The following is an 18,210-nucleotide window of genomic DNA, read 5'->3' as shown; positions in this document are numbered from 1 at the left end:
CATGTTGGTACCAAAACGTGTAAAACACCGTAAGCAACAACGTGGACATATGAAAGGCCAAGCTAAAGGCGGAACGACTCTGAACTTTGGCGAATACGGTCTGCAAGCTACGGAACCGGCTTGGATTACGAACCGTCAGATCGAAGCGGCTCGTATTGCGATGACTCGTTACATCAAACGTGGTGGTAAAGTTTGGATCAAAATTTTCCCAGACAAACCAATCACTCAAAAGCCTCTCGAGGTTCGGATGGGTAGCGGTAAAGGTAACGTAGAAAAATGGGTTGCAGTAGTGAAACCAGGTAAGATCATGTTTGAACTTGCTGGTGTACCGGAGGAAATTGCACGCGAAGCAATGCGTCTTGCCGCTCACAAACTGCCAATCAAAACGAAGTTCGTGAAACGTGAAGAATTGGGTGGTGAAGCAAATGAAAGCTAGTGAATTTCGCAACCTAACCTCTGCTGAAATCGAGCAAAAGATTGCCGGATTTAAAGAAGAACTCTTTAACCTCCGCTTTCAATTAGCTACCGGTCAGCTGGATAACCCGACTCGCATCCGTGATGTGCGGAAAGAAATAGCTCGTGCTAAAACCATTATCCGTGAGAGAGAATTGGGAATCGGTTAATTAGGGATAGGATGGACAATCCGTCCGAATCAGGAAGGAGGCCAACAATGAGCGAAGAACGTAACGCACGTAAAGTGCAAACTGGTAAAGTGGTCAGCGATAAAATGGACAAAACAATTGTTGTTGCTGTAGAAACTTACAAAAAACACAACTTGTACCATAAACGCATTAAGGTTACTAAAAAATTCAAAGCACATGACGAAGAAAACACTGCGAAAATCGGTGACACGGTGAAAATCATGGAGACTCGTCCGCTTTCGAAAGATAAACGCTGGAGACTTACTGAAATCGTAGAAAAAGCGGTTATCATCTAATGCTCAGCAGCACTGCTGAAAGGAGGAATACTAAATGATTCAACCATTTACACGTTTGACTGTGGCTGACAACTCCGGTGCGAAGGAACTGATGTGTATCCGCGTACTCGGCGGTACGGGACGTCGTACAGCTCAAATCGGTGATCTGATCGTTTGTTCTGTTAAACAAGCAACACCAGGCGGCGTTGTCAAAAAAGGTGATGTAGTTAGAGCGGTTGTCGTTCGTACGAAACGTTCTGTACGTCGTAAAGACGGTTCCTACATCGGTTTTGATGAAAATGCAGCGGTTGTTGTAAAAGACGACAGAAGCCCACGTGGAACACGTATTTTCGGACCAGTTGCTCGCGAACTTCGCGATAAAGACTTCATGAAAATCGTTTCCTTGGCTCCAGAAGTTATCTAAAGCTTAATCTCGTGATGTTAGAAACAGGAGGTGTACGAAATGCCAAGAGTGAAAAAAGTTCTGGAATCCCATAACAACAAACTTCACGTTAAAAAGGAAGATACGGTTATGGTGATCAGCGGTAAAGACAAAGGTAAAAAAGGCCGTGTCATCGCTGCTTATCCTCGTGAGAACCGCGTCCTTGTGGAAGGTGTTAACATGGTGAAAAAACACCAGAAGCCTAACCAGCAAAATCCGCAAGGCGGCATTATCGAGAAGGAAGCTCCGATTCACGTTTCCAACGTAATGCACATCGATCCGAAGAGCGGAAAAGTAACCCGTGTAGGTTACAAAGTTTTGGATAACGGAAAGAAAGTGCGCGTTGCTAAACGTTCCGGAGAAATTATCGACTAATTGAACCGAATGAGAAAGGAGGGCTATGATTCATGGCATCAAGAATGAAAGAACGTTACCTGCAAGAAATCGCTCCTGCTTTGATGCAGAAGTTTAACTATACAACGGTAATGCAAGTGCCGAAAATCGAGAAAATCGTTATCAACATGGGTGTGGGCGACGCTGTCCAAAACTCCAAAGTGTTGGATTCCGCAGTAAGCGATTTGCAATTGATCGCAGGTCAAAAACCTGTAATCACTCGTGCTAAAAAATCTATCGCAGGATTCAAACTGCGTGAGAATATGCCTATCGGTGTTAAAGTAACATTGCGCGGCGAGCGTATGTACTTCTTCCTCGATAAACTGTTCAACGTTACGCTTCCTCGTGTCCGCGACTTCCGCGGTGTATCGAGCAAAGCTTTCGACGGACGTGGTAACTACACGCTGGGTCTGAAAGAGCAATTGATCTTCCCAGAGATCGAGTATGATAAAGTTGATAAAGTCCGCGGTATGGATATTGTCATCGTAACAACGGCGAAAACAGACGAAGAGTCCCGCGAATTGCTTACGCAAATGGGAATGCCTTTCGTTAAGTAATGTTGGCATAACGTTTCCGGGTGTCTGGAAAGACTCCCTTTTCTCCGAAATTATTTAGGAGGTGTCAGGCTAAGTGGCAAAAACTTCGATGAAAGTTAAACAACAACGTACACCTAAGTTTAAAGTACGTGCATATACACGCTGTGAGCGTTGCGGACGTCCACATTCGGTCCTGCAAAAGTTCAAAATTTGCAGAATTTGTTTCCGTGAATTAGCTTATAAAGGCCAGATCCCTGGCGTGAAAAAAGCAAGCTGGTAAAAAGTCCTGAACGGGAAGGAGGTTAACTCACAATGACTATGTCTGATCCAATTGCAGATATGCTTACTCGTATTCGTAACGCGAACACTGTTCGTCACGAAACGGTAGAAATGCCTGCTTCGACAATGAAAAAACAAATCGCCGATATCCTGAAGCGTGAAGGTTTCATCCGTGACGCTGAAGTTATCGATGATAACAAACAAGGGATTATCCGTGTTTTCCTGAAATACGGTCAAAATAACGAGCGCGTTATCACTGGTCTGAAAAGAATCAGTAAACCTGGTCTTCGTGTTTACACGAAAAGCAACGAAGTACCTCGTGTACTCGGTGGCCTGGGAATCGCGATCATCTCGACATCTAAAGGTATCATGACGGACAAAGAAGCTCGTCAATCGAAATCCGGCGGAGAAGTCGTTTGCTACGTTTGGTAATATAACGTCACAAGATAGGAGGTGCAACATATGTCTCGTATTGGTCGCAAACCAATCACAGTACCAAGTGGTGTAGACATCACCCTGGACAACACCGTTATTACGGTAAAAGGACCAAAAGGAACTTTGACTCGTGAGCTTCATAAAGACATGAAGGTTACAGTTGAAAATAACGAAATCACAGTTGTGCGTCCTTCCGATAACAAAACTCACCGTTCTTTGCACGGCACAACGCGTAGCGTTGTAAACAATATGGTGAGCGGCGTTACTGAAGGATTCGCGAAATCTCTGGAATTGGTTGGGGTCGGATATCGTGCAAGCAAATCCGGAGATAAAATCGTTCTGAACGTTGGTTACTCTCACCCGGTTGAAATTACACCGGAAGCGGGAATCGAATTCGAAGTACCTTCGAATACAAAAATCATTGTTCGCGGAATTGACAAAGAGCGTGTAGGTGCCTACGCTGCTAAAATCCGTTCCGTACGTGAACCTGAGCCGTATAAAGGTAAAGGTATTAAATATGAAGGCGAGCGTATCATCCGTAAGGAAGGTAAAGCCGGTAAGAAGAAATAAGATTTCTCTTACCGCCTTTGCGCGGCTTTCGGCTTGCTTGCTTCGTGTGTTTCTAATATACCCCGTGGCTTCTGCTTTGAAGCCAGCGAGGTAACCTGAAAGGAGTGAATCTTTGAGATGATTACGAAACCAGATAAAAATAAGGCTCGTCTGAAAAGACACCTTCGTGTTCGTAAGAAAATCCAAGGAACGGCAGCACGTCCTCGTTTGAACGTATTCCGTTCTGGTAAACATATGTATGCTCAAATCATCGATGATGTTGCTGGTGTAACAATCGCTTCCGCGTCTACCGTAGACAAAGAGTTGAGCACTGACATCAAAAATGGTGCTTCTGTTGAATCAGCTCGTAAAGTTGGCGAACTCGTTGCTAAACGTGCTAAAGACAAAGGTGTTTCCAACATCGTATTTGACCGTAGTGGTTATCTGTACCATGGTCGTATCGCAGCATTGGCTGAAGCGGCTCGTGAAGCAGGACTTGAGTTTTAAGATATTTTTCAAAAGGAGGTTAACGACTTGCGTGTAGATCCGAATACTTTGGAACTGACTGAAAGAGTTGTAAATATTAATCGCGTAGCTAAAGTAGTAAAAGGCGGACGCCGTTTCAGCTTTAGCGCACTGGTTGTAGTCGGCGACGGCAACGGCTGGGTTGGAGCTGGTATCGGTAAAGCGGGCGAAGTACCTGATGCAATTCGCAAAGGTATTGAAGACGCTAAGAAAAACCTTGTACACGTTCCACTCGTAGGAACATCGATTCCTCACTTGGTAACAGGTAAGTTCGGCGCGGGACGCGTGCTGTTGAAACCAGCATCTGAAGGTACTGGTGTTATCGCTGGTGGTCCTGTACGTGCGGTTCTTGAACTTGCTGGTGTAGGTGACATTTTGACAAAATCTCTGGGTTCTTCGAATTCCATGAACATGGTCAATGCGACTTTGGAAGGTTTGTCCCGTTTGAAGCGTGCTGAAGACGTGGCTAAACTGCGCGGAAAATCCGTCGAAGAGCTTCTGGGTTAAGGAGGGAATTCTCATGGCTAAATTAGAAATTACCCTCGTCCGCAGCTTGATCGGACGTCCGGAGACGCAAAGAACAACTGTGAAAACATTGGGTTTGCGCAAAATCAATAGCAAAGTGGTACAAAACGATAATCCTGCCATCCGTGGTATGATTAACAAAGTAAGCCACTTGGTTGCTGTTAAAGAAGTAGAAGCTTAAAAACGGGTTAATCCCACAAATCTTTAAGGAGGTGCAACGAACGATGAAGTTACATGAGCTTTCACCATCTCCTGGATCCCGCAAAGAACGTAAACGTGTTGGTCGCGGTCCAAGTAGTGGTACAGGTAAAACATCAGGTCGCGGTCACAAAGGACAAAATTCTCGTTCTGGCGGTGGAGTTCGTCCAGGCTTCGAAGGTGGACAAAATCCATTGTATCGTCGCTTGCCAAAACGTGGTTTTGTAAACCCAACTCGCAAAGAATATGCAGTTGTGAATACTGAAGACCTGAACAGTTTTGCAGCGGGTACTGAAGTAACTCCAGAATTCTTGATGACGAATGGCGTAGTTAAAAACGCTAAATCCGGAATCAAAATCCTGGGTAACGGTGATGTCACTGTGAAGCTGACTGTTAAAGCTAACAAGTTTTCTCAATCTGCTATTGAGAAAATTGAAGCTGCTGGCGGTACAACTGAGGTGATTTAATGTTCAAGACCCTAAAGAATATCTGGCGGGTTGAAGATCTGCGCAAAAGGGTATTATTTACCCTTTTTGTACTGATCATTTACCGCATCGGCTCCTTTGTCCCTGTGCCGGGAGTTAACAAAGATGTGTTCGAAGCGACAAATTCTGCGGGTAAAGAAGTTTTTGGACTTCTCAATACGTTCTCGGGTGGAGCGCTCTTCCAGTTCTCGATATTTGCGCTCGGGATCGTGCCTTACATCACTGCGTCTATCATAGTACAGTTGCTTTCCATGGACGTTATTCCTAAATTAGCGGAGTGGGCAAAGCAAGGTGAACAAGGTAAGAAGAAATCTGCACAGTTGACCCGTTATTTAACCATCGGGCTGGCATTGATTCAAGCGTTTGGTACGTCGATCGGATTCAACCGCTTGTACAATACAGAGATGGTGCCTAACGCTACATTTGCAGATTATATCTTGATCGCGATTGTACTTACGGCCGGTACTTCATTCCTGATGTGGCTTGGTGAGCAAATCACCGAGAAGGGCATAGGAAACGGGATTTCGATCTTGATCTTTGCAGGTATCCTATCTACGGTGCCTAACATTATCAAACAAACGATCGAATCTGACTTCATCCAACCTGACCAACTGTTTATGAATATTCTTAAAGGTGTAATCATCGCAATTGTTATTGTGTTGATCATCATAGGGGTCATTTACATTCAGCAGGCGATTCGGAAAATTCCTGTACAGTACGCTAAACGTGTCGTAGGTAACAAAATGTACGGTGGACAGAATACACATATCCCGCTGAAAATTAATGCAGCAGGTGTTATCCCTGTCATCTTTGCATCATCGCTGTTGATGTTCCCAACGATCATCGCCAACTTCTGGGCAGATCAAGATTGGGCTCGGTGGGTCGGACAGAATCTGACTACACACAAACCTCTGGGTATGTTGCTGTATGTCGTGATGATCTTCGGTTTCACATTCTTCTATACTTTCGTACAGATGAATCCACAGCAGATGGCTGATAATATGAAAAAGAACGGCGGTTACATCCCAGGCATTCGCCCGGGTAAAGCAACCGAGAAATATCTGACCCGTGTCATGACTCGTTTGACAATGGCCGGAGCCATCTTCTTGGCAGTCATTTCCGTTCTGCCTGTATTCTTAGGGGCACTTTCTGGTTTGCCTCAATCTGCGCAAATTGGAGGAACATCCCTCCTGATCGTTATCGGTGTTGCGCTGGATACGATGAAGCAAATCGAAAGCCAATTGATCAAACGCCACTACAAAGGTTTTATCAATAAATAGGCAATAGGTACCGGTCGAGTGAAGATTTACTTGCCGGCACCTATTGTGCTGTTTGTTGATGTAGGGTAGTCTTGGAGGGAGTGACATAACGTGAACATCCTATTCATGGGCCCTCCGGGGGCAGGAAAAGGAACGCAAGCAGACGTCATCGTGAAAGAGTTCGGTATTCCCCATATTTCAACAGGCGATGCATTTCGTCTCGCGATCAAACAGGGAACTCCCATTGGCCTGAAAGCCAAGGAATATATGGATCAAGGATTGCTTGTACCAGATGATGTTACCATTGGCATCGTTGAAGAACGTTTGCAGCAGCCGGATTGCAGAGAAGGTTTCCTCTTGGACGGATTTCCAAGAACCCTTTCACAAGCAGAAGCGCTCGATGGCATTCTGGATCGATTGAACTCAGGTCTCGATCATGTAATCAACCTGAAAGTGGATCGCAACAAATTGCTCGCTCGTTTGACGGGTCGTCGAATTTGTAAAAACTGTGGTTCCACTTATCATGTGGTATTCAATCCGCCTAAGCAGGAAGGTATTTGTGATAAATGCGCTGGTGAGTTGTATCAACGCTCTGATGATAATGAAGAGAGTGTAGGTACGCGACTGGACGAGTATATCAACAAAACAGCACCACTCCTCACGTTCTATGAGACTAAAGGTCTTCTTCGTCAAATGAACGGAGAACAGGATATCGATCAAGTTTCTCAAGAAATCGTGTCCTTACTGAGAGGTTAATTGATGATCATTGGTAAGTCCGAAACGGAACTGGGCTTGATGAGGGAAGCAGGGAGAATTGTTGCGGAAACGCATCGTCTCTTGGCAGAGCATATCGCTCCCGGTATTACGACTGGAGAACTTGACCATATGGCCGATCAATATATCCGCAGTCAAGGAGCTGTGCCGTCTTTCAAAGGTTATAACGGTTTCCCTGCCAGTGTGTGCGCTTCAGTCAATGAAGAGTTGGTACATGGATTTCCCGGCAAACGCAAGTTGAACGAGGGCGATATCGTTACGTTTGACATTGGCGCGCAGTACCAGGGGTATCATGGAGATTCCGCCTGGACTTATCCGGTCGGCCGTATTTCCGAAGAAGCCCGTCGTCTTCTGGACGTTACCGAGGCTTCATTATACGCAGGTCTGGCGCTGGTAAAACCGGACGTTCGCTTGTTTACAATATCTCATGCGATTCAGAAATATATTGAAGATGAAGGGTTCTCCGTAGTTCGTGAATATGTCGGTCACGGCATAGGCGCAGATCTGCACGAAGAACCACAGATTCCGAACTATGGTCTTCCCGATCGGGGACCACGGCTTAAAGCGGGCATGGTGCTGGCCATAGAGCCGATGGTTAACGTAGGTAGACGGTATGTGAAAACGTTGGAAGATAACTGGACTGTCGTCACGGTTGATGGAAAGTTATGTGCCCACTTTGAACACACCGTAGCAGTTACACCAGATGGTATGGAAATTTTCACGAAACTGAATGCGTAGGTGATGAGGCATGAATAGTCAGTCTAATCCGCAGCTCGGTCAACTTGTGAAGATCCGTAAAGGCCGCAATGCGGACCAAGCCGCAGTAATTGTTGCTATAGCGGACAGTAAGTTCGTATATATTGCGGATGGAGACAAACGTAAGTTTGATCAACCAAAGAAGAAGAATCTTCTTCATCTTGAACTCCATCCCATGATTAGCAGCGAGGTTGTGAACAGTTTAAACGAGAGTGGTCGGGTGACAAATGGAAAGCTCCGTTACGCGGTTCATTCATTTCTGGAATCCACCAACATTCAAGCTGAAGAGAAAGGAGACTGACTAATGGCCAAGGAAGATGTCATTGAAGTGGAAGGTACGGTTCTCGAACCGCTACCGAATGCAACATTCAAGGTTGAGCTTGAGAACGGTCATCAAATTCTCGCTCACGTTTCCGGAAAACTACGGATGCACTTTATCCGTATCCTGACTGGAGACAAAGTAGTTGTTCAGTTGTCGCCTTATGATTTAACAAAAGGTCGCATAACTTACCGTAAATAGTAGTAGACAGTTGCAATGAACTGTGAAGCTTATGTAGCGGGTTTTGCCCGGCAAAACTTGCGAAAGCTTCGAAGCCGGTTTTACAATAGTAGAACAAGGTCAATGCTTACGAAGAGGGTTTTGCTTAGCAAAACTTTGAGGAGGTAATTCACATGAAGGTAAGACCTTCGGTCAAGCCGATTTGCGAAAAATGCAAAGTCATTCGCCGCAAAGGGAATGTTATGGTTATCTGTGAAAATCCGAAACACAAACAAAAACAAGGTTAAAGAAGGGGGTGTAGCGTAAAATGGCACGTATAGCTGGTGTGGATTTGCCACGTGATAAGCGCGTTGAGATCGCCTTGACTTATATTTTCGGAATCGGTAAAACGACTTCCCAGAAAATTCTGAGCACAACAGGCATCAATCCGGACACTCGTGTTCGTGATTTGACGGAAGATGAAGTCAGCAAATTGCGTGAAAGTATCGATAAAGAGGTCAAAGTAGAAGGTGACCTGCGTCGAGAAATCTCTTTGAATATTAAACGTTTGACGGAGATCGGTTGTTACCGTGGAGTTCGTCATCGTCGTGGTCTGCCTGTTCGTGGACAACGTACGAAAACGAATGCTCGTACTCGTAAAGGTCCTCGTCGTACAGTAGCGAACAAGAAGAAATAATAAGGGGGGATAAGAGAAAATGGCTAAACCGAAAAAAGTCGTACGTACTAAACGTCGTGACCGTAAGAATATTGAATCTGGCGTGGCGCATATCCGTTCCACTTTCAATAACACTATCGTTACTATTACGGATCCTCACGGAAATGCAATTTCGTGGGCAAGCTCCGGCGGTCTCGGATTCAGAGGTTCCCGTAAATCGACTCCGTTTGCTGCACAAATGGCTGCTGAGACTGCTGCCAAAGCTGCAATGGAACATGGGATGAAAGCCGTTGAGGTTATGGTTAAAGGACCAGGCGCAGGCCGTGAAGCAGCGATCCGCTCTTTGCAAGCTGCTGGTCTTGAAGTTAACCTGATCAAAGACGTAACTCCAGTCCCGCATAACGGATGCCGTCCTCCAAAACGTCGTCGTGTCTAATGAGATTTGCCCCTGCGTGTGGTATATTTCCGGCACAATCTGCTAATAATGGTTGTTTAGGCATACTACTACATGTTTTCGCAAGAGAAGGTAAATGTTTCATAGAGGACCGACGTTTTGAAGGAGGGGTATTGCAGTGATTGAAATCGAAAAGCCGAAAATTGAGACGGTAGACGTCAACGATGATGGCACCTATGGGAAATTCGTAGTAGAACCGCTTGAGCGGGGATACGGTACGACGCTTGGAAACTCGCTTCGCCGAATCTTGCTCTCGTCACTGCCGGGTGCGGCAGTGTCTTCGGTTCAAATCGATGGCGTTCTGCATGAATTTGCTACAGTTCCTGGCGTAATGGAAGATGTTACGGAAGTTATTCTTAACCTGAAAGCTTTGTCGCTTAAGATTCATTCGGATGAGGAGAAAGTGCTCGAGATTGATGCTGAAGGCGAAGGAGCAATTACGGCTGGAGATATCCGTGCTGACTCCGATGTGGAAATTCTTAACCCGGATTTGCACATTGCTACGCTCGGACCAGGTTCGAGACTTCACATGCGTATTTTTGCCAATCGCGGTCGCGGCTACGTCCAGGCAGATCGGAATAAACGCGATGACCAGCCGATCGGCGTCATCCCAGTCGATTCCATCTTCACCCCGATCAGTCGCGTTAACTACGCTGTGGAAAATACGCGTGTCGGTCAAGTGACCAACTATGACAAGCTCACGTTGGAAGTTTGGACTGATGGAAGTATTCGTCCTGAAGAGGCTGTAAGCCTCGGCGCTAAAATTTTGACTGAGCATTTGATGCTCTTCGTGGGTCTTACAGACGAAGCGAAAGATGCAGAGATCATGGTCGAAAAAGAAGAAGACAAAAAAGAAAAAGTACTCGAAATGACGATCGAAGAGCTGGATCTCTCTGTTCGTTCCTACAACTGCCTCAAACGTGCCGGTATTAATACCGTGCAAGAGCTGACTACGAAAACGGAAGAAGACATGATGAAAGTCCGTAACCTCGGACGCAAGTCTTTGGAAGAAGTTCAAGAGAAGCTTGAGGAACTTGGTTTGGGACTCCGTACAGAAGAATAGACAGCCGAGTGCTTGAAGTGAAGGAGGGAAAACAATGGCATACCAAAAGTTGGGCCGTAATTCCAGCGCACGTAAAGCTTTGTTCCGTGACCTGGTAACCGACCTGTTCTTATACGAACGCATTCAGACAACTGAAGCGAAAGCAAAAGAGGTTCGCTCTATTGCTGAAAAACTGATCACTAAAGCGAAAAAGGGAGATCTTCATGCCCGTCGCCAAGTGGCAGCTTATGTTCGCCGCGAAACTATCGATGGTGAGCAAGATGCAATCCAAAAACTGTTTAGCGAATTGTCCGGTCGTTACGCTGAGCGTCCAGGTGGATACACTCGTATCTTGAAACTGGGACCTCGTCGTGGTGACGCAGCGCCAATGGTTTACTTGGAACTGGTAGACCGCGCGTAAAACAGATGAGATGAGGAAAGGGGACAGAATCAACGATTCTGGATTAACCCTTTTTTTCTCTTCATTTCGGAATTCGTGCTGTAATAGAAGCTCCGTAAGGGGCTTCTTTTGCTGTTCGGGATAGGGATATGTATAGTATGGAACAAAGGTGTGGTATTAATGCGGAACTTATGTATGACGTTAACTTATGATGGCACTGCCTATTACGGTTTCCAAGTACAGCCGGGTGGGAATACCATTCAGGATCATCTTGAAGATGCGATTCGTGCTTTAACCGGTGAGAAGGTTAAAATTACAGGTTCAGGCCGAACAGATGCAGGTGTTCACGCTCGCAGACAGATCTTCAATTTTCCTACGGAGTCCCAGATCCCGATTGAACGTTGGTGTATTGCGCTCAACTCCAGACTACCCTCTGATATTGTCGTTATTGATGCGATTGAAGTTTCGGCTGATTTTCATTCTCGCTATGCAGCGAAAAAGAAAACGTATCGTTATACAGTCAATGCGAATCAATTTCCGGATGTATTCAACAGAAGACTGCAATATCATCATCATGCGAAGCTTGATATTATGGCAATGCAGGAGGGCTTACGACATTTCATAGGGACGTATGATTTTACCTCTTTTGCTTCACGCAAGTCTCAGAAAGAGAATCATGTCCGTTCGGTATACGAAGCATGGATGGAGGTGGACCGATCAATGTGCAGAGACCATCCACGCGATCAGGGTGTCATTCACATTTATGTGAGTGGTAACGGCTTTTTGCAGCATATGGTTCGTATCATTGTTGGGACACTGCTGGAGATCGGAGAGGGCAAACGGAAAGCCTCTGATGTACCGAATATGATTGCTGCGTGTAATCGATCTGCTGCAGGACCTACTGCAGTTAGCTGCGGTTTAATGCTCTGGGATCTTGAATACAAAAAAGATTAAATTTGGTGAGTGAAAAGCTTAATTAACACTTGCGATTTGATCGCCTATCATGTAATATAAAAGTTGTGTTTTCTTAATGGCTTTCCCACAGCCCCAATTAAGAGGTTCACATCAAATTTACAATCCATCAACACCTAAAGTTATAACTTAACGAACGAAGATAAATGAAAATGATGATTTTGAACATTTTAAGGAGGAACTTTTCATGCGTACTACGTACATGGCGAAGCCTAACGAAGTTGAGCGCCAATGGCACATCATTGATGCTGAAGGCAAAACCCTCGGACGTTTGGCGAGCGAAGCAGCTGCTTTGATTCGCGGCAAACATAAGCCACAATTCACTCCACATGTGGACACTGGCGATTTCGTTGTTATCATCAATGCTGAGAAAATCGTATTGACTGGTAAGAAAATGCAAGGTAAAAAATACTACCGTCACTCTATGCACCCAGGTGGTTTGAAAGTAACTACTGCTGAAGAGATGGTTAAAAACAAACCTGAGCGTATGTTGGAATTGGCTGTTCGCGGTATGCTTCCAAAAACTCGCATGGGCGAGAAAATGAAGTTGAGACTTAAAGCGTACAGAGGCACTGAGCATCCACATGCAGCACAAAAACCAGAAGTTTACGAACTTCGCGGTTAATTAAAAGGAGGACAGTTTCATGGCACAAGTACAATACTATGGGACAGGTCGTCGTAAACATTCGGTAGCACGTGTTCGCCTTGTACCGGGTGAAGGACGCATTGTCATCAATAAACGTGATATTAATGAATACTTCGGTTTGGAAACACTCAAACTGATCGTAAAACAACCACTGAACTTGACAGAAACGCTCAACAACTATGACGTTCTTGTTATTGCTCATGGTGGCGGAATCTCCGGTCAAGCCGGCGCAATCCGTCATGGTATCTCCCGCGCTCTGCTTAAAGCAGATCCAGAATACCGTGCATCCCTGAAAAAAGCAGGATTCCTGACTCGTGACCCACGTATGAAAGAGCGTAAAAAATACGGTCTTAAAGCGGCTCGTCGCGCACCTCAGTTCTCCAAACGTTAATATTAAAAGCCTTTGGCCTCGGTCAAAGGCTTTTTTTTATATTTATTACTATTTAGCCTTATACTGTATCTGTTTTTGTATTAGTTCTCGTATCTCTGATATCTCTCCTCATGTTTATGCATTTTTCCTTCATTGCTCCTTCATTGCTCTTTCAATGCTTTCTTAATATCCCTCAATACAGTCCTATAATATGTACGTTAATACATCTACATTTACTGAACCGCTCTAATCGTTTTGATCATTTGATTTGCTCTTATCCATCGCTTACCACGCGTTCCATAGTGCCTCCCTATAAAATCATCTATTATTACTCATGCCGGATTTCTTGAATGCATTTGGCTTAGTGTTTTTGCACTTAATTCTTTATTGCAAACCTTATCAGTATTTCTTATGGGAACGATAAAAGTCCCTTACATATCAACAGCTAAATTTCGCAACGCTGCTCCCCTTAAATCTTCTGCTTTTCGTCCTTCATTTTCAATCGACTAGTGATTTTTTGGTGATGCTCATGCCTGCAAGAACTGTCTAAACCCAGCAGCAGCAGAGCTTTCCAAGGCTAAGAGATGTATTATCATCTGCCCAATGAATTGGACCAACATCATTGTTTTTATCTCATTAACAGAAAAATGGATAAATTGAACCAAAATATTGTGTGAGAGCGACGATCAAAAATGGGCAAAAACTGATTTATTTTACCATATGGAAGGCATTGACATCCCCAATGAAAGATTTATACTAAACATAATTCATATTAGATTAGTCGGCTTTAAGATGTATTGAAATGCAGAATGGGGGAAATTCACAGATGAACTTGTTGGAGAAAGAAGAATTGGCACGGACGAAGGCAGAGGAACTGGAACACGCCAGTCCAGAGGATATTATTCGATATGCTATAGAAACATTTCCTAATATCACTTTTGCATGTAGCTTTGGTGCAGAAGATGTTGTACTTGTAGATATGTTGCAGAAGATCAGCCCATCCACAGATATTTTTTATCTGGATACAGATTTTCACTTTAAAGAAACATACGAAACACGAGATAAGATGCAGGAGAACTACAATCTTGAATTTGTACGCGTCTCGCCTAAGATTACTCCGGAAGAGCAGGCAGCACAACACGGTGAAGAGTTGTGGAAGTCTGATCCCAATGGGTGTTGTAACATTCGCAAAGTCGAACCTTTAACACGTATTCTTTCTCAGTATGATGCTTGGATTACAGGTATTCGTAGAGATCAGGCACCAACTCGTGCAAACTCGAAAAAAGTTGAATATGATTCAAAATTTGGCCTGATGAAGTTTAATCCAATTGCACATTGGACGACTGAGGATGTATGGCAATATATTCGTGACAATAACGTTGTATATAATCCTCTACATGATCAGAACTACCCGAGTATCGGTTGTGAGCATTGCACACGTCAGGTCATGCCTGGCGAGGACCCTCGTGCTGGACGCTGGTCTGGTAATGATAAAACGGAATGTGGCCTTCATAAATAATAGATATACAAGGAGCTGACATAATGACATCGATTCTGCCTCATTGAGGTACGTGGTTCAGCGTATCGTACGTACAAGGAGAAGAACGGGAGCAATTGTTGCAAGACAGTTAAAACTTAACCTCTTTGCTTATTAATACCTGGACAATATCAGATTTGGATCTGATTGGTGTGGGTGCCTTCTCACCACTTCAAGGTTTCTTGAATGAGGAAGATTACCTTTCAGTGGTGTCTCGCATGCGTCTGGCAGATGGAACGGTCTGGAGTATACCGATTACACTTACTGTTGACGACAAGCAAGCCACATCGCTCCAGATTGGTGAACGTGTGAAACTTGTTGGTGATCATGATGGAGTCACTTATGGATTGCTGGAAGGAAGTCCAAAATATATGGATCATACCGCTGTTTTTCGAACATAGTTTCTTCTGTACCAAATGTGGAAACATGGCATCCAGCAAAACTTGTCCACATGATAAAGAACACCATATGGCGCTTTCCGGCACCAAAGTACGCGGGTTGCTCCGTGACGGTCAGTGTCCTCCTCCTGAATTTACACGTCCTGAAGTAGCTGAGGTCCTGATTGGAGGAATGGCGGAGCAAGTCCGGTCCTAGCGGTATATTTGTCCATCTTGTCCCATATAGATGATTAGAGTCATTTATAGGGACGAGGTGGTTTTTTTATGCGTAAAAATATGGGGAAACACTTTGTAGTCTGGATTAGGTTAAAAACAATCAAAAGGGTCATGCTGAGCCTCTGTCTGCTTGCCATGTTAGTGGTGGTAATGTCCTATGAACTGCCTTCTGCAAAGACGTCAGGTTATTGGAGTTTGCCGATGGCAGGTAAAGTCATTGCCATTGATGCAGGACACGGAGGTCCAGATGGAGGAGCGGTAAGTAAACAAGGGGTTATTGAAAAAGATATCAACCTGTCTATCGCCCTGTATGTGAGAGATTATTTGCAACAGGCAGGGGCCTTAGTGGTGATGACACGAGAAATAGACACCGATCTGGCGGAAGCGGACACCAAGGGGTACTCTAAACGCAAGACGGAAGATCTGAAACAAAGAGTACGTCGGATAGAGGATAAGCAAGCAGATCTCTTTATTAGCATTCACATGAACAGTGTCCCATCCAACCGATGGAGTGGAGCGCAGGTTTTCTATACAACTAACCATCCAGATAACGAAGGTTTGGCTAATCTGCTTCAACAAGAGATGGTTCGTAATCTGGAGAATACAGATCGAATCGCGAAAACGGTGAATACAGTTTATCTGTTACAGGCTCTGAAGATCCCTTCAGCGCTGGTAGAAGTCGGTTTCCTTTCTCATCCGGAAGAGGCACGTATGCTTGCCGACGAAGCTTATCAACGCAAGGTAGCTGCATCGATCTATAATGGGATTCTCAGATATTCCTCAGGAGAACGGCCTAAAAGTTAGTCAGAACAAGAAAGGTAATGATATAATTGGATCAGCATACCTAAATTACATGCCAATAGATAAAGCTGAGGTGCTGTCTGATGTTATCAAAAGAACAGATACTTGAACTATTACAGCCATTACAAGAACCGCAATTGGGAGTAAGTCTGACCGAACTGGAATGGGTTCGAGATATTATGGTGAAAGAAAATCATGTGGCTCTGACCATAGTGACACTGGAAAATCTACCTGAGGATACAACGGCATTGAGTGATGCAGCGCGTAATCTGTTGTCCCAGCACGGACTGAAGGATGTACATATTCGTGTGCGTGCAGCTTCTGAGCATGATCGTGAGAGCCTGAATATGGGACAACCCGATGATGAGCCAGATCGGGACGAAGTGCTCGTAAAAGGTCACGCAGCGGGTTTAGATGGACATGAGCTGTTAAGTCCTGAATCAGGTGTTCGTTTTATTGCTGTGGCCAGTGGTAAAGGTGGCGTTGGTAAATCAACGGTAACCGTTAATCTCGCTGCAGCCTTGGCACGTCAAGGCAGGAAAGTGGGCTTAATTGATGCGGATATCTATGGCTTCAGTGTACCCGACATGATGGGGATTGAAGAATATCCGGTCGTTGAAGATGGCGTTATTCAACCGGTTGAACGTTTTGGCGTCAAAGTCATGTCGATGGGCTTCTTTATTCGGGAGAACAACCCGGTAATCTGGCGTGGACCCATGCTAGGTCGGATGCTGCGTCAATTCTTTACGGATGTCCAGTGGGGCGAATTGGATTATGTATTACTGGATTTGCCACCAGGTACGGGAGATGTTGCTTTGGATGTGCATCAGATGTTGCCACAGAGCAAGGAAATCATCGTTACCACGCCGCATGCAACAGCAGCTTTTGTCGCAGCACGTGCGGGTGCGATGGCGATTCAAACCGATCATGAGTTACTTGGTGTGGTTGAGAATATGGCTTACTATGAGTGTGGCAGTTGCGGAGAAAAGGATTATGTCTTTGGTCGTGGAGGAGGGGGAAGACTTGCGGAAAGTCTGCATACAAGCTTGCTTGCCCAGATTCCATTAGGCACGCCGGATAATCATCCTTCCGAGCCTGATTTCTCACCTTCTGTTTACAAAGCAGATTCCCGTATAGGGGCTATCTATGATGAAGTTGCCCGGTCCATTGAATCCAAATTCTAATGGTATGAGTGTAATAAATACAAATAAAGCCTGCGTCCACTTGGATGCAGGCTTTTCAGTATCTTTGGTGCGTATTAACACCTGCTGTTTATGATCCTCCGCCGCCTGAATCTCCACTGCTTCCACCATCTCCGCCATCACCACCACCTTCGCCCTGACCCTCTTGCTGTCCACCTTGCTCTTTCCCCTGTTGTCCGCCACTCTCTACTTTGGGTTGCAATTCCTCCTGCACTACCTTCTTGAGCAAAGTGAGTACTTCCATGCGGAACAACGGGTTTTGCATCACTTCCTGCATGACAGTCATCGTCTGTTTGCGATAATCCGGAGTTTTCGTCATATCCATGAACATCTTGGATACCTCAGGTGACTTCATGATTTCTCCAACAGACTTTTGATATGTGGGATCTTTAATCAATTGCATATGAAGTTGTTTACTTTGTGCGTTGATCACCTTGGCAAATTCACCCGCAAACTGTGGATCTGTCATGATCTTCTCGAATTCCTTTTGGTATTCAGGAGCTGTGATGGTATCTTTTACTGCAATACGTATTTGTTCCGAAGATTGCACAGGCATTAACATTTTCATACCAATGGTTCCCGAACCACCACCCGATCCGCCGCCACCTTCTTCTGAACCGCCGCCTTCACCGCTGGATGAGCTTTGACCTGTAAGAGCTTCTTCCACTGCTTTCTTGCCTTCGTCACTTTTCAAAATATCTACAACCATTGTTTTCATCTCTTTATAACTGCCCTGAGGAGGCGAAGAACTCTGATCTGAACCGCAGCCGGCAAGCATGACGGATAGCCCCAGTACGACACAGCATAGCTGCCACAAAGGCCGTTTCATGTGTACAATCCCTCCTTGATTAGATACTGGATGTAGTATGTGATGGGAATGGGGGAAATATGTTGAGCAATGATGGTTTTTTACTGAGAAGGTTGGTAAAATAAACACTCGGGGGTG

The 18,210-nt window shown here is 45.0% G+C and carries 30 protein-coding genes and 1 pseudogene; 30 read left to right on the top strand and 1 reads right to left on the bottom strand.

Annotation, left to right across the window (positions count from 1 at the left end; translation table 11 throughout):
- The first annotated feature begins 1 nt into the window (after position 1).
- From rplP to ABTV53_RS24810, 30 genes and pseudogenes are all read left to right on the top strand, one after another.
- The gene (gene rplP / locus ABTV53_RS24955) at positions 2 to 436 is read left to right on the top strand and encodes a 50S ribosomal protein L16 (protein WP_017692082.1); all 435 of its coding nucleotides are present in this window, start codon (positions 2 to 4) and stop codon (positions 434 to 436) included.
- Positions 426 to 623, top strand: a complete 198-nt coding sequence (rpmC, locus tag ABTV53_RS24950) for a 50S ribosomal protein L29 (RefSeq protein WP_017692083.1) — start codon at positions 426 to 428, stop codon at positions 621 to 623. The genes rplP and rpmC overlap by 11 nt, the downstream gene beginning before the upstream one ends.
- Before the next feature lie 47 nt (positions 624 to 670).
- Positions 671 to 937, top strand: coding sequence for a 30S ribosomal protein S17 (gene rpsQ, locus ABTV53_RS24945; RefSeq protein ID WP_017692084.1), 267 nt, complete (start codon positions 671 to 673; stop codon positions 935 to 937).
- A 34-nt stretch (positions 938 to 971) separates the two neighbouring features.
- A complete protein-coding gene (gene rplN, locus ABTV53_RS24940) occupies positions 972 to 1,340 on the top strand; it encodes a 50S ribosomal protein L14 (RefSeq protein WP_017692085.1) in 369 nt (122 codons plus the stop codon).
- Between the two features lie 39 nt (positions 1,341 to 1,379).
- Positions 1,380 to 1,733 (top strand): 50S ribosomal protein L24, encoded by a 354-nt coding sequence (rplX, locus tag ABTV53_RS24935; RefSeq protein WP_017692086.1) that lies wholly within the window; start codon positions 1,380 to 1,382, stop codon positions 1,731 to 1,733.
- 32 nt (positions 1,734 to 1,765) lie between these two features.
- A complete protein-coding gene (gene rplE / locus ABTV53_RS24930) occupies positions 1,766 to 2,308 on the top strand; it encodes a 50S ribosomal protein L5 (RefSeq protein ID WP_062836185.1) in 543 nt (180 codons plus the stop codon).
- A 73-nt stretch (positions 2,309 to 2,381) separates the two neighbouring features.
- Positions 2,382 to 2,567, top strand: a complete 186-nt coding sequence (locus ABTV53_RS24925) for a type Z 30S ribosomal protein S14 (RefSeq protein WP_013312154.1) — start codon at positions 2,382 to 2,384, stop codon at positions 2,565 to 2,567.
- Between the two features lie 32 nt (positions 2,568 to 2,599).
- The gene (gene rpsH / locus ABTV53_RS24920; protein WP_017692088.1) at positions 2,600 to 2,998 is read left to right on the top strand and encodes a 30S ribosomal protein S8; all 399 of its coding nucleotides are present in this window, start codon (positions 2,600 to 2,602) and stop codon (positions 2,996 to 2,998) included.
- A gap of 30 nt (positions 2,999 to 3,028) precedes the next feature.
- Positions 3,029 to 3,571: a 50S ribosomal protein L6 gene (rplF, locus tag ABTV53_RS24915; protein ID WP_017692089.1), complete on the top strand. Its 543-nt coding sequence runs from the start codon at positions 3,029 to 3,031 to the stop codon at positions 3,569 to 3,571.
- Positions 3,572 to 3,688: 117 nt separating this feature from the next.
- Positions 3,689 to 4,057, top strand: a complete 369-nt coding sequence (rplR, locus tag ABTV53_RS24910) for a 50S ribosomal protein L18 (protein ID WP_017692090.1) — start codon at positions 3,689 to 3,691, stop codon at positions 4,055 to 4,057.
- Between the two features lie 27 nt (positions 4,058 to 4,084).
- Positions 4,085 to 4,582, top strand: coding sequence for a 30S ribosomal protein S5 (rpsE, locus tag ABTV53_RS24905; RefSeq protein ID WP_017692091.1), 498 nt, complete (start codon positions 4,085 to 4,087; stop codon positions 4,580 to 4,582).
- A 13-nt stretch (positions 4,583 to 4,595) separates the two neighbouring features.
- Complete coding sequence (gene rpmD / locus ABTV53_RS24900; RefSeq protein ID WP_017692092.1) at positions 4,596 to 4,781, top strand: 50S ribosomal protein L30; 186 nt, start codon at positions 4,596 to 4,598, stop codon at positions 4,779 to 4,781.
- A 43-nt stretch (positions 4,782 to 4,824) separates the two neighbouring features.
- Positions 4,825 to 5,265, top strand: a complete 441-nt coding sequence (gene rplO / locus ABTV53_RS24895) for a 50S ribosomal protein L15 (protein ID WP_091020538.1) — start codon at positions 4,825 to 4,827, stop codon at positions 5,263 to 5,265.
- Positions 5,265 to 6,563 (top strand): preprotein translocase subunit SecY, encoded by a 1,299-nt coding sequence (gene secY / locus ABTV53_RS24890; protein WP_433747598.1) that lies wholly within the window; start codon positions 5,265 to 5,267, stop codon positions 6,561 to 6,563. The genes rplO and secY overlap by 1 nt, the downstream gene beginning before the upstream one ends.
- 90 nt (positions 6,564 to 6,653) lie before the next feature.
- Positions 6,654 to 7,298, top strand: coding sequence for an adenylate kinase (locus tag ABTV53_RS24885; RefSeq protein WP_253441165.1), 645 nt, complete (start codon positions 6,654 to 6,656; stop codon positions 7,296 to 7,298).
- A gap of 3 nt (positions 7,299 to 7,301) precedes the next feature.
- The gene (map, locus tag ABTV53_RS24880) at positions 7,302 to 8,054 is read left to right on the top strand and encodes a type I methionyl aminopeptidase (protein ID WP_036607191.1); all 753 of its coding nucleotides are present in this window, start codon (positions 7,302 to 7,304) and stop codon (positions 8,052 to 8,054) included.
- Between the two features lie 10 nt (positions 8,055 to 8,064).
- Positions 8,065 to 8,373 carry a hypothetical protein gene (locus ABTV53_RS24875; RefSeq protein ID WP_433747594.1) on the top strand — a complete coding sequence of 103 codons (309 nt, stop codon included), beginning with the start codon at positions 8,065 to 8,067 and terminating at the stop codon, positions 8,371 to 8,373.
- A 3-nt stretch (positions 8,374 to 8,376) separates the two neighbouring features.
- Positions 8,377 to 8,592 carry a translation initiation factor IF-1 gene (gene infA, locus ABTV53_RS24870; RefSeq protein ID WP_017692098.1) on the top strand — a complete coding sequence of 72 codons (216 nt, stop codon included), beginning with the start codon at positions 8,377 to 8,379 and terminating at the stop codon, positions 8,590 to 8,592.
- Between the two features lie 152 nt (positions 8,593 to 8,744).
- Entirely contained in the window at positions 8,745 to 8,858 is a 114-nt protein-coding gene (gene rpmJ / locus ABTV53_RS24865; protein WP_003333770.1) for a 50S ribosomal protein L36, read from the top strand.
- A 20-nt stretch (positions 8,859 to 8,878) separates the two neighbouring features.
- Positions 8,879 to 9,247 (top strand): 30S ribosomal protein S13, encoded by a 369-nt coding sequence (gene rpsM / locus ABTV53_RS24860; RefSeq protein WP_062329455.1) that lies wholly within the window; start codon positions 8,879 to 8,881, stop codon positions 9,245 to 9,247.
- Positions 9,248 to 9,266: 19 nt separating this feature from the next.
- Positions 9,267 to 9,662 (top strand): 30S ribosomal protein S11, encoded by a 396-nt coding sequence (gene rpsK, locus ABTV53_RS24855; protein WP_017692100.1) that lies wholly within the window; start codon positions 9,267 to 9,269, stop codon positions 9,660 to 9,662.
- 136 nt (positions 9,663 to 9,798) lie between these two features.
- The gene (locus ABTV53_RS24850; protein WP_017692101.1) at positions 9,799 to 10,743 is read left to right on the top strand and encodes a DNA-directed RNA polymerase subunit alpha; all 945 of its coding nucleotides are present in this window, start codon (positions 9,799 to 9,801) and stop codon (positions 10,741 to 10,743) included.
- A 34-nt stretch (positions 10,744 to 10,777) separates the two neighbouring features.
- Positions 10,778 to 11,143, top strand: coding sequence for a 50S ribosomal protein L17 (gene rplQ, locus ABTV53_RS24845; protein ID WP_017692102.1), 366 nt, complete (start codon positions 10,778 to 10,780; stop codon positions 11,141 to 11,143).
- A gap of 159 nt (positions 11,144 to 11,302) precedes the next feature.
- Positions 11,303 to 12,076, top strand: coding sequence for a tRNA pseudouridine(38-40) synthase TruA (gene truA, locus ABTV53_RS24840; protein WP_076216861.1), 774 nt, complete (start codon positions 11,303 to 11,305; stop codon positions 12,074 to 12,076).
- Between the two features lie 205 nt (positions 12,077 to 12,281).
- Positions 12,282 to 12,719 (top strand): 50S ribosomal protein L13, encoded by a 438-nt coding sequence (gene rplM, locus ABTV53_RS24835; protein WP_024633564.1) that lies wholly within the window; start codon positions 12,282 to 12,284, stop codon positions 12,717 to 12,719.
- Between the two features lie 19 nt (positions 12,720 to 12,738).
- Positions 12,739 to 13,131: a 30S ribosomal protein S9 gene (rpsI, locus tag ABTV53_RS24830; RefSeq protein WP_017692105.1), complete on the top strand. Its 393-nt coding sequence runs from the start codon at positions 12,739 to 12,741 to the stop codon at positions 13,129 to 13,131.
- Between the two features lie 805 nt (positions 13,132 to 13,936).
- Positions 13,937 to 14,629: a phosphoadenylyl-sulfate reductase gene (locus tag ABTV53_RS24825; protein WP_124118836.1), complete on the top strand. Its 693-nt coding sequence runs from the start codon at positions 13,937 to 13,939 to the stop codon at positions 14,627 to 14,629.
- Between the two features lie 23 nt (positions 14,630 to 14,652).
- Positions 14,653 to 15,241: pseudogene (locus tag ABTV53_RS24820) on the top strand (hypothetical protein).
- Between the two features lie 68 nt (positions 15,242 to 15,309).
- Positions 15,310 to 16,065, top strand: coding sequence for an N-acetylmuramoyl-L-alanine amidase CwlD (gene cwlD, locus ABTV53_RS24815; RefSeq protein ID WP_433747590.1), 756 nt, complete (start codon positions 15,310 to 15,312; stop codon positions 16,063 to 16,065).
- 80 nt (positions 16,066 to 16,145) lie between these two features.
- Positions 16,146 to 17,246 (top strand): P-loop NTPase, encoded by a 1,101-nt coding sequence (locus ABTV53_RS24810; RefSeq protein WP_433747588.1) that lies wholly within the window; start codon positions 16,146 to 16,148, stop codon positions 17,244 to 17,246.
- A gap of 88 nt (positions 17,247 to 17,334) precedes the next feature.
- On the opposite strand, the gene gerD is transcribed toward ABTV53_RS24810, so the two are convergent.
- Positions 17,335 to 18,093, bottom strand: coding sequence for a spore germination lipoprotein GerD (gene gerD / locus ABTV53_RS24805; RefSeq protein WP_433747585.1), 759 nt, complete (start codon positions 18,091 to 18,093; stop codon positions 17,335 to 17,337).
- Positions 18,094 to 18,210: the final 117 nt, after the last annotated feature.

The sequence above is a fragment of the Paenibacillus amylolyticus genome (assembly GCF_050990605.1).
Taxonomy (GTDB): Bacteria; Bacillota; Bacilli; order Paenibacillales; family Paenibacillaceae; genus Paenibacillus; species Paenibacillus amylolyticus_H.
This window is presented reverse-complemented; position numbering and strand designations above follow the sequence as displayed.

Bases quoted from the DNA above. Each gene is read 5' to 3' on its own strand.
- gerD (WP_433747585.1), bottom strand. From the start codon at position 18,093: ATGAAACGGCCTTTGTGGCAGCTATGCTGTGTCGTACTGGGGCTATCC.
- rpmD (WP_017692092.1), top strand. From the start codon at position 4,596: ATGGCTAAATTAGAAATTACCCTCGTCCGCAGCTTGATCGGACGTCCG.
- rplO (WP_091020538.1), top strand. From the start codon at position 4,825: ATGAAGTTACATGAGCTTTCACCATCTCCTGGATCCCGCAAAGAACGT.
- rplX (WP_017692086.1), top strand. From the start codon at position 1,380: ATGCCAAGAGTGAAAAAAGTTCTGGAATCCCATAACAACAAACTTCAC.
- ABTV53_RS24825 (WP_124118836.1), top strand. From the start codon at position 13,937: ATGAACTTGTTGGAGAAAGAAGAATTGGCACGGACGAAGGCAGAGGAA.
- ABTV53_RS24875 (WP_433747594.1), top strand. From the start codon at position 8,065: ATGAATAGTCAGTCTAATCCGCAGCTCGGTCAACTTGTGAAGATCCGT.
- rplP (WP_017692082.1), top strand. From the start codon at position 2: ATGTTGGTACCAAAACGTGTAAAACACCGTAAGCAACAACGTGGACAT.
- rplQ (WP_017692102.1), top strand. From the start codon at position 10,778: ATGGCATACCAAAAGTTGGGCCGTAATTCCAGCGCACGTAAAGCTTTG.
- rplF (WP_017692089.1), top strand. From the start codon at position 3,029: ATGTCTCGTATTGGTCGCAAACCAATCACAGTACCAAGTGGTGTAGAC.
- ABTV53_RS24810 (WP_433747588.1), top strand. From the start codon at position 16,146: ATGTTATCAAAAGAACAGATACTTGAACTATTACAGCCATTACAAGAA.
- rplN (WP_017692085.1), top strand. From the start codon at position 972: ATGATTCAACCATTTACACGTTTGACTGTGGCTGACAACTCCGGTGCG.
- rpsM (WP_062329455.1), top strand. From the start codon at position 8,879: ATGGCACGTATAGCTGGTGTGGATTTGCCACGTGATAAGCGCGTTGAG.
- map (WP_036607191.1), top strand. From the start codon at position 7,302: ATGATCATTGGTAAGTCCGAAACGGAACTGGGCTTGATGAGGGAAGCA.
- rpsI (WP_017692105.1), top strand. From the start codon at position 12,739: ATGGCACAAGTACAATACTATGGGACAGGTCGTCGTAAACATTCGGTA.
- rpmJ (WP_003333770.1), top strand. From the start codon at position 8,745: ATGAAGGTAAGACCTTCGGTCAAGCCGATTTGCGAAAAATGCAAAGTC.
- rpsH (WP_017692088.1), top strand. From the start codon at position 2,600: ATGACTATGTCTGATCCAATTGCAGATATGCTTACTCGTATTCGTAAC.
- cwlD (WP_433747590.1), top strand. From the start codon at position 15,310: ATGCGTAAAAATATGGGGAAACACTTTGTAGTCTGGATTAGGTTAAAA.
- rplM (WP_024633564.1), top strand. From the start codon at position 12,282: ATGCGTACTACGTACATGGCGAAGCCTAACGAAGTTGAGCGCCAATGG.
- truA (WP_076216861.1), top strand. From the start codon at position 11,303: ATGCGGAACTTATGTATGACGTTAACTTATGATGGCACTGCCTATTAC.
- infA (WP_017692098.1), top strand. From the start codon at position 8,377: ATGGCCAAGGAAGATGTCATTGAAGTGGAAGGTACGGTTCTCGAACCG.
- rpsK (WP_017692100.1), top strand. From the start codon at position 9,267: ATGGCTAAACCGAAAAAAGTCGTACGTACTAAACGTCGTGACCGTAAG.
- rplE (WP_062836185.1), top strand. From the start codon at position 1,766: ATGGCATCAAGAATGAAAGAACGTTACCTGCAAGAAATCGCTCCTGCT.
- rplR (WP_017692090.1), top strand. From the start codon at position 3,689: ATGATTACGAAACCAGATAAAAATAAGGCTCGTCTGAAAAGACACCTT.
- rpmC (WP_017692083.1), top strand. From the start codon at position 426: ATGAAAGCTAGTGAATTTCGCAACCTAACCTCTGCTGAAATCGAGCAA.
- rpsQ (WP_017692084.1), top strand. From the start codon at position 671: ATGAGCGAAGAACGTAACGCACGTAAAGTGCAAACTGGTAAAGTGGTC.
- secY (WP_433747598.1), top strand. From the start codon at position 5,265: ATGTTCAAGACCCTAAAGAATATCTGGCGGGTTGAAGATCTGCGCAAA.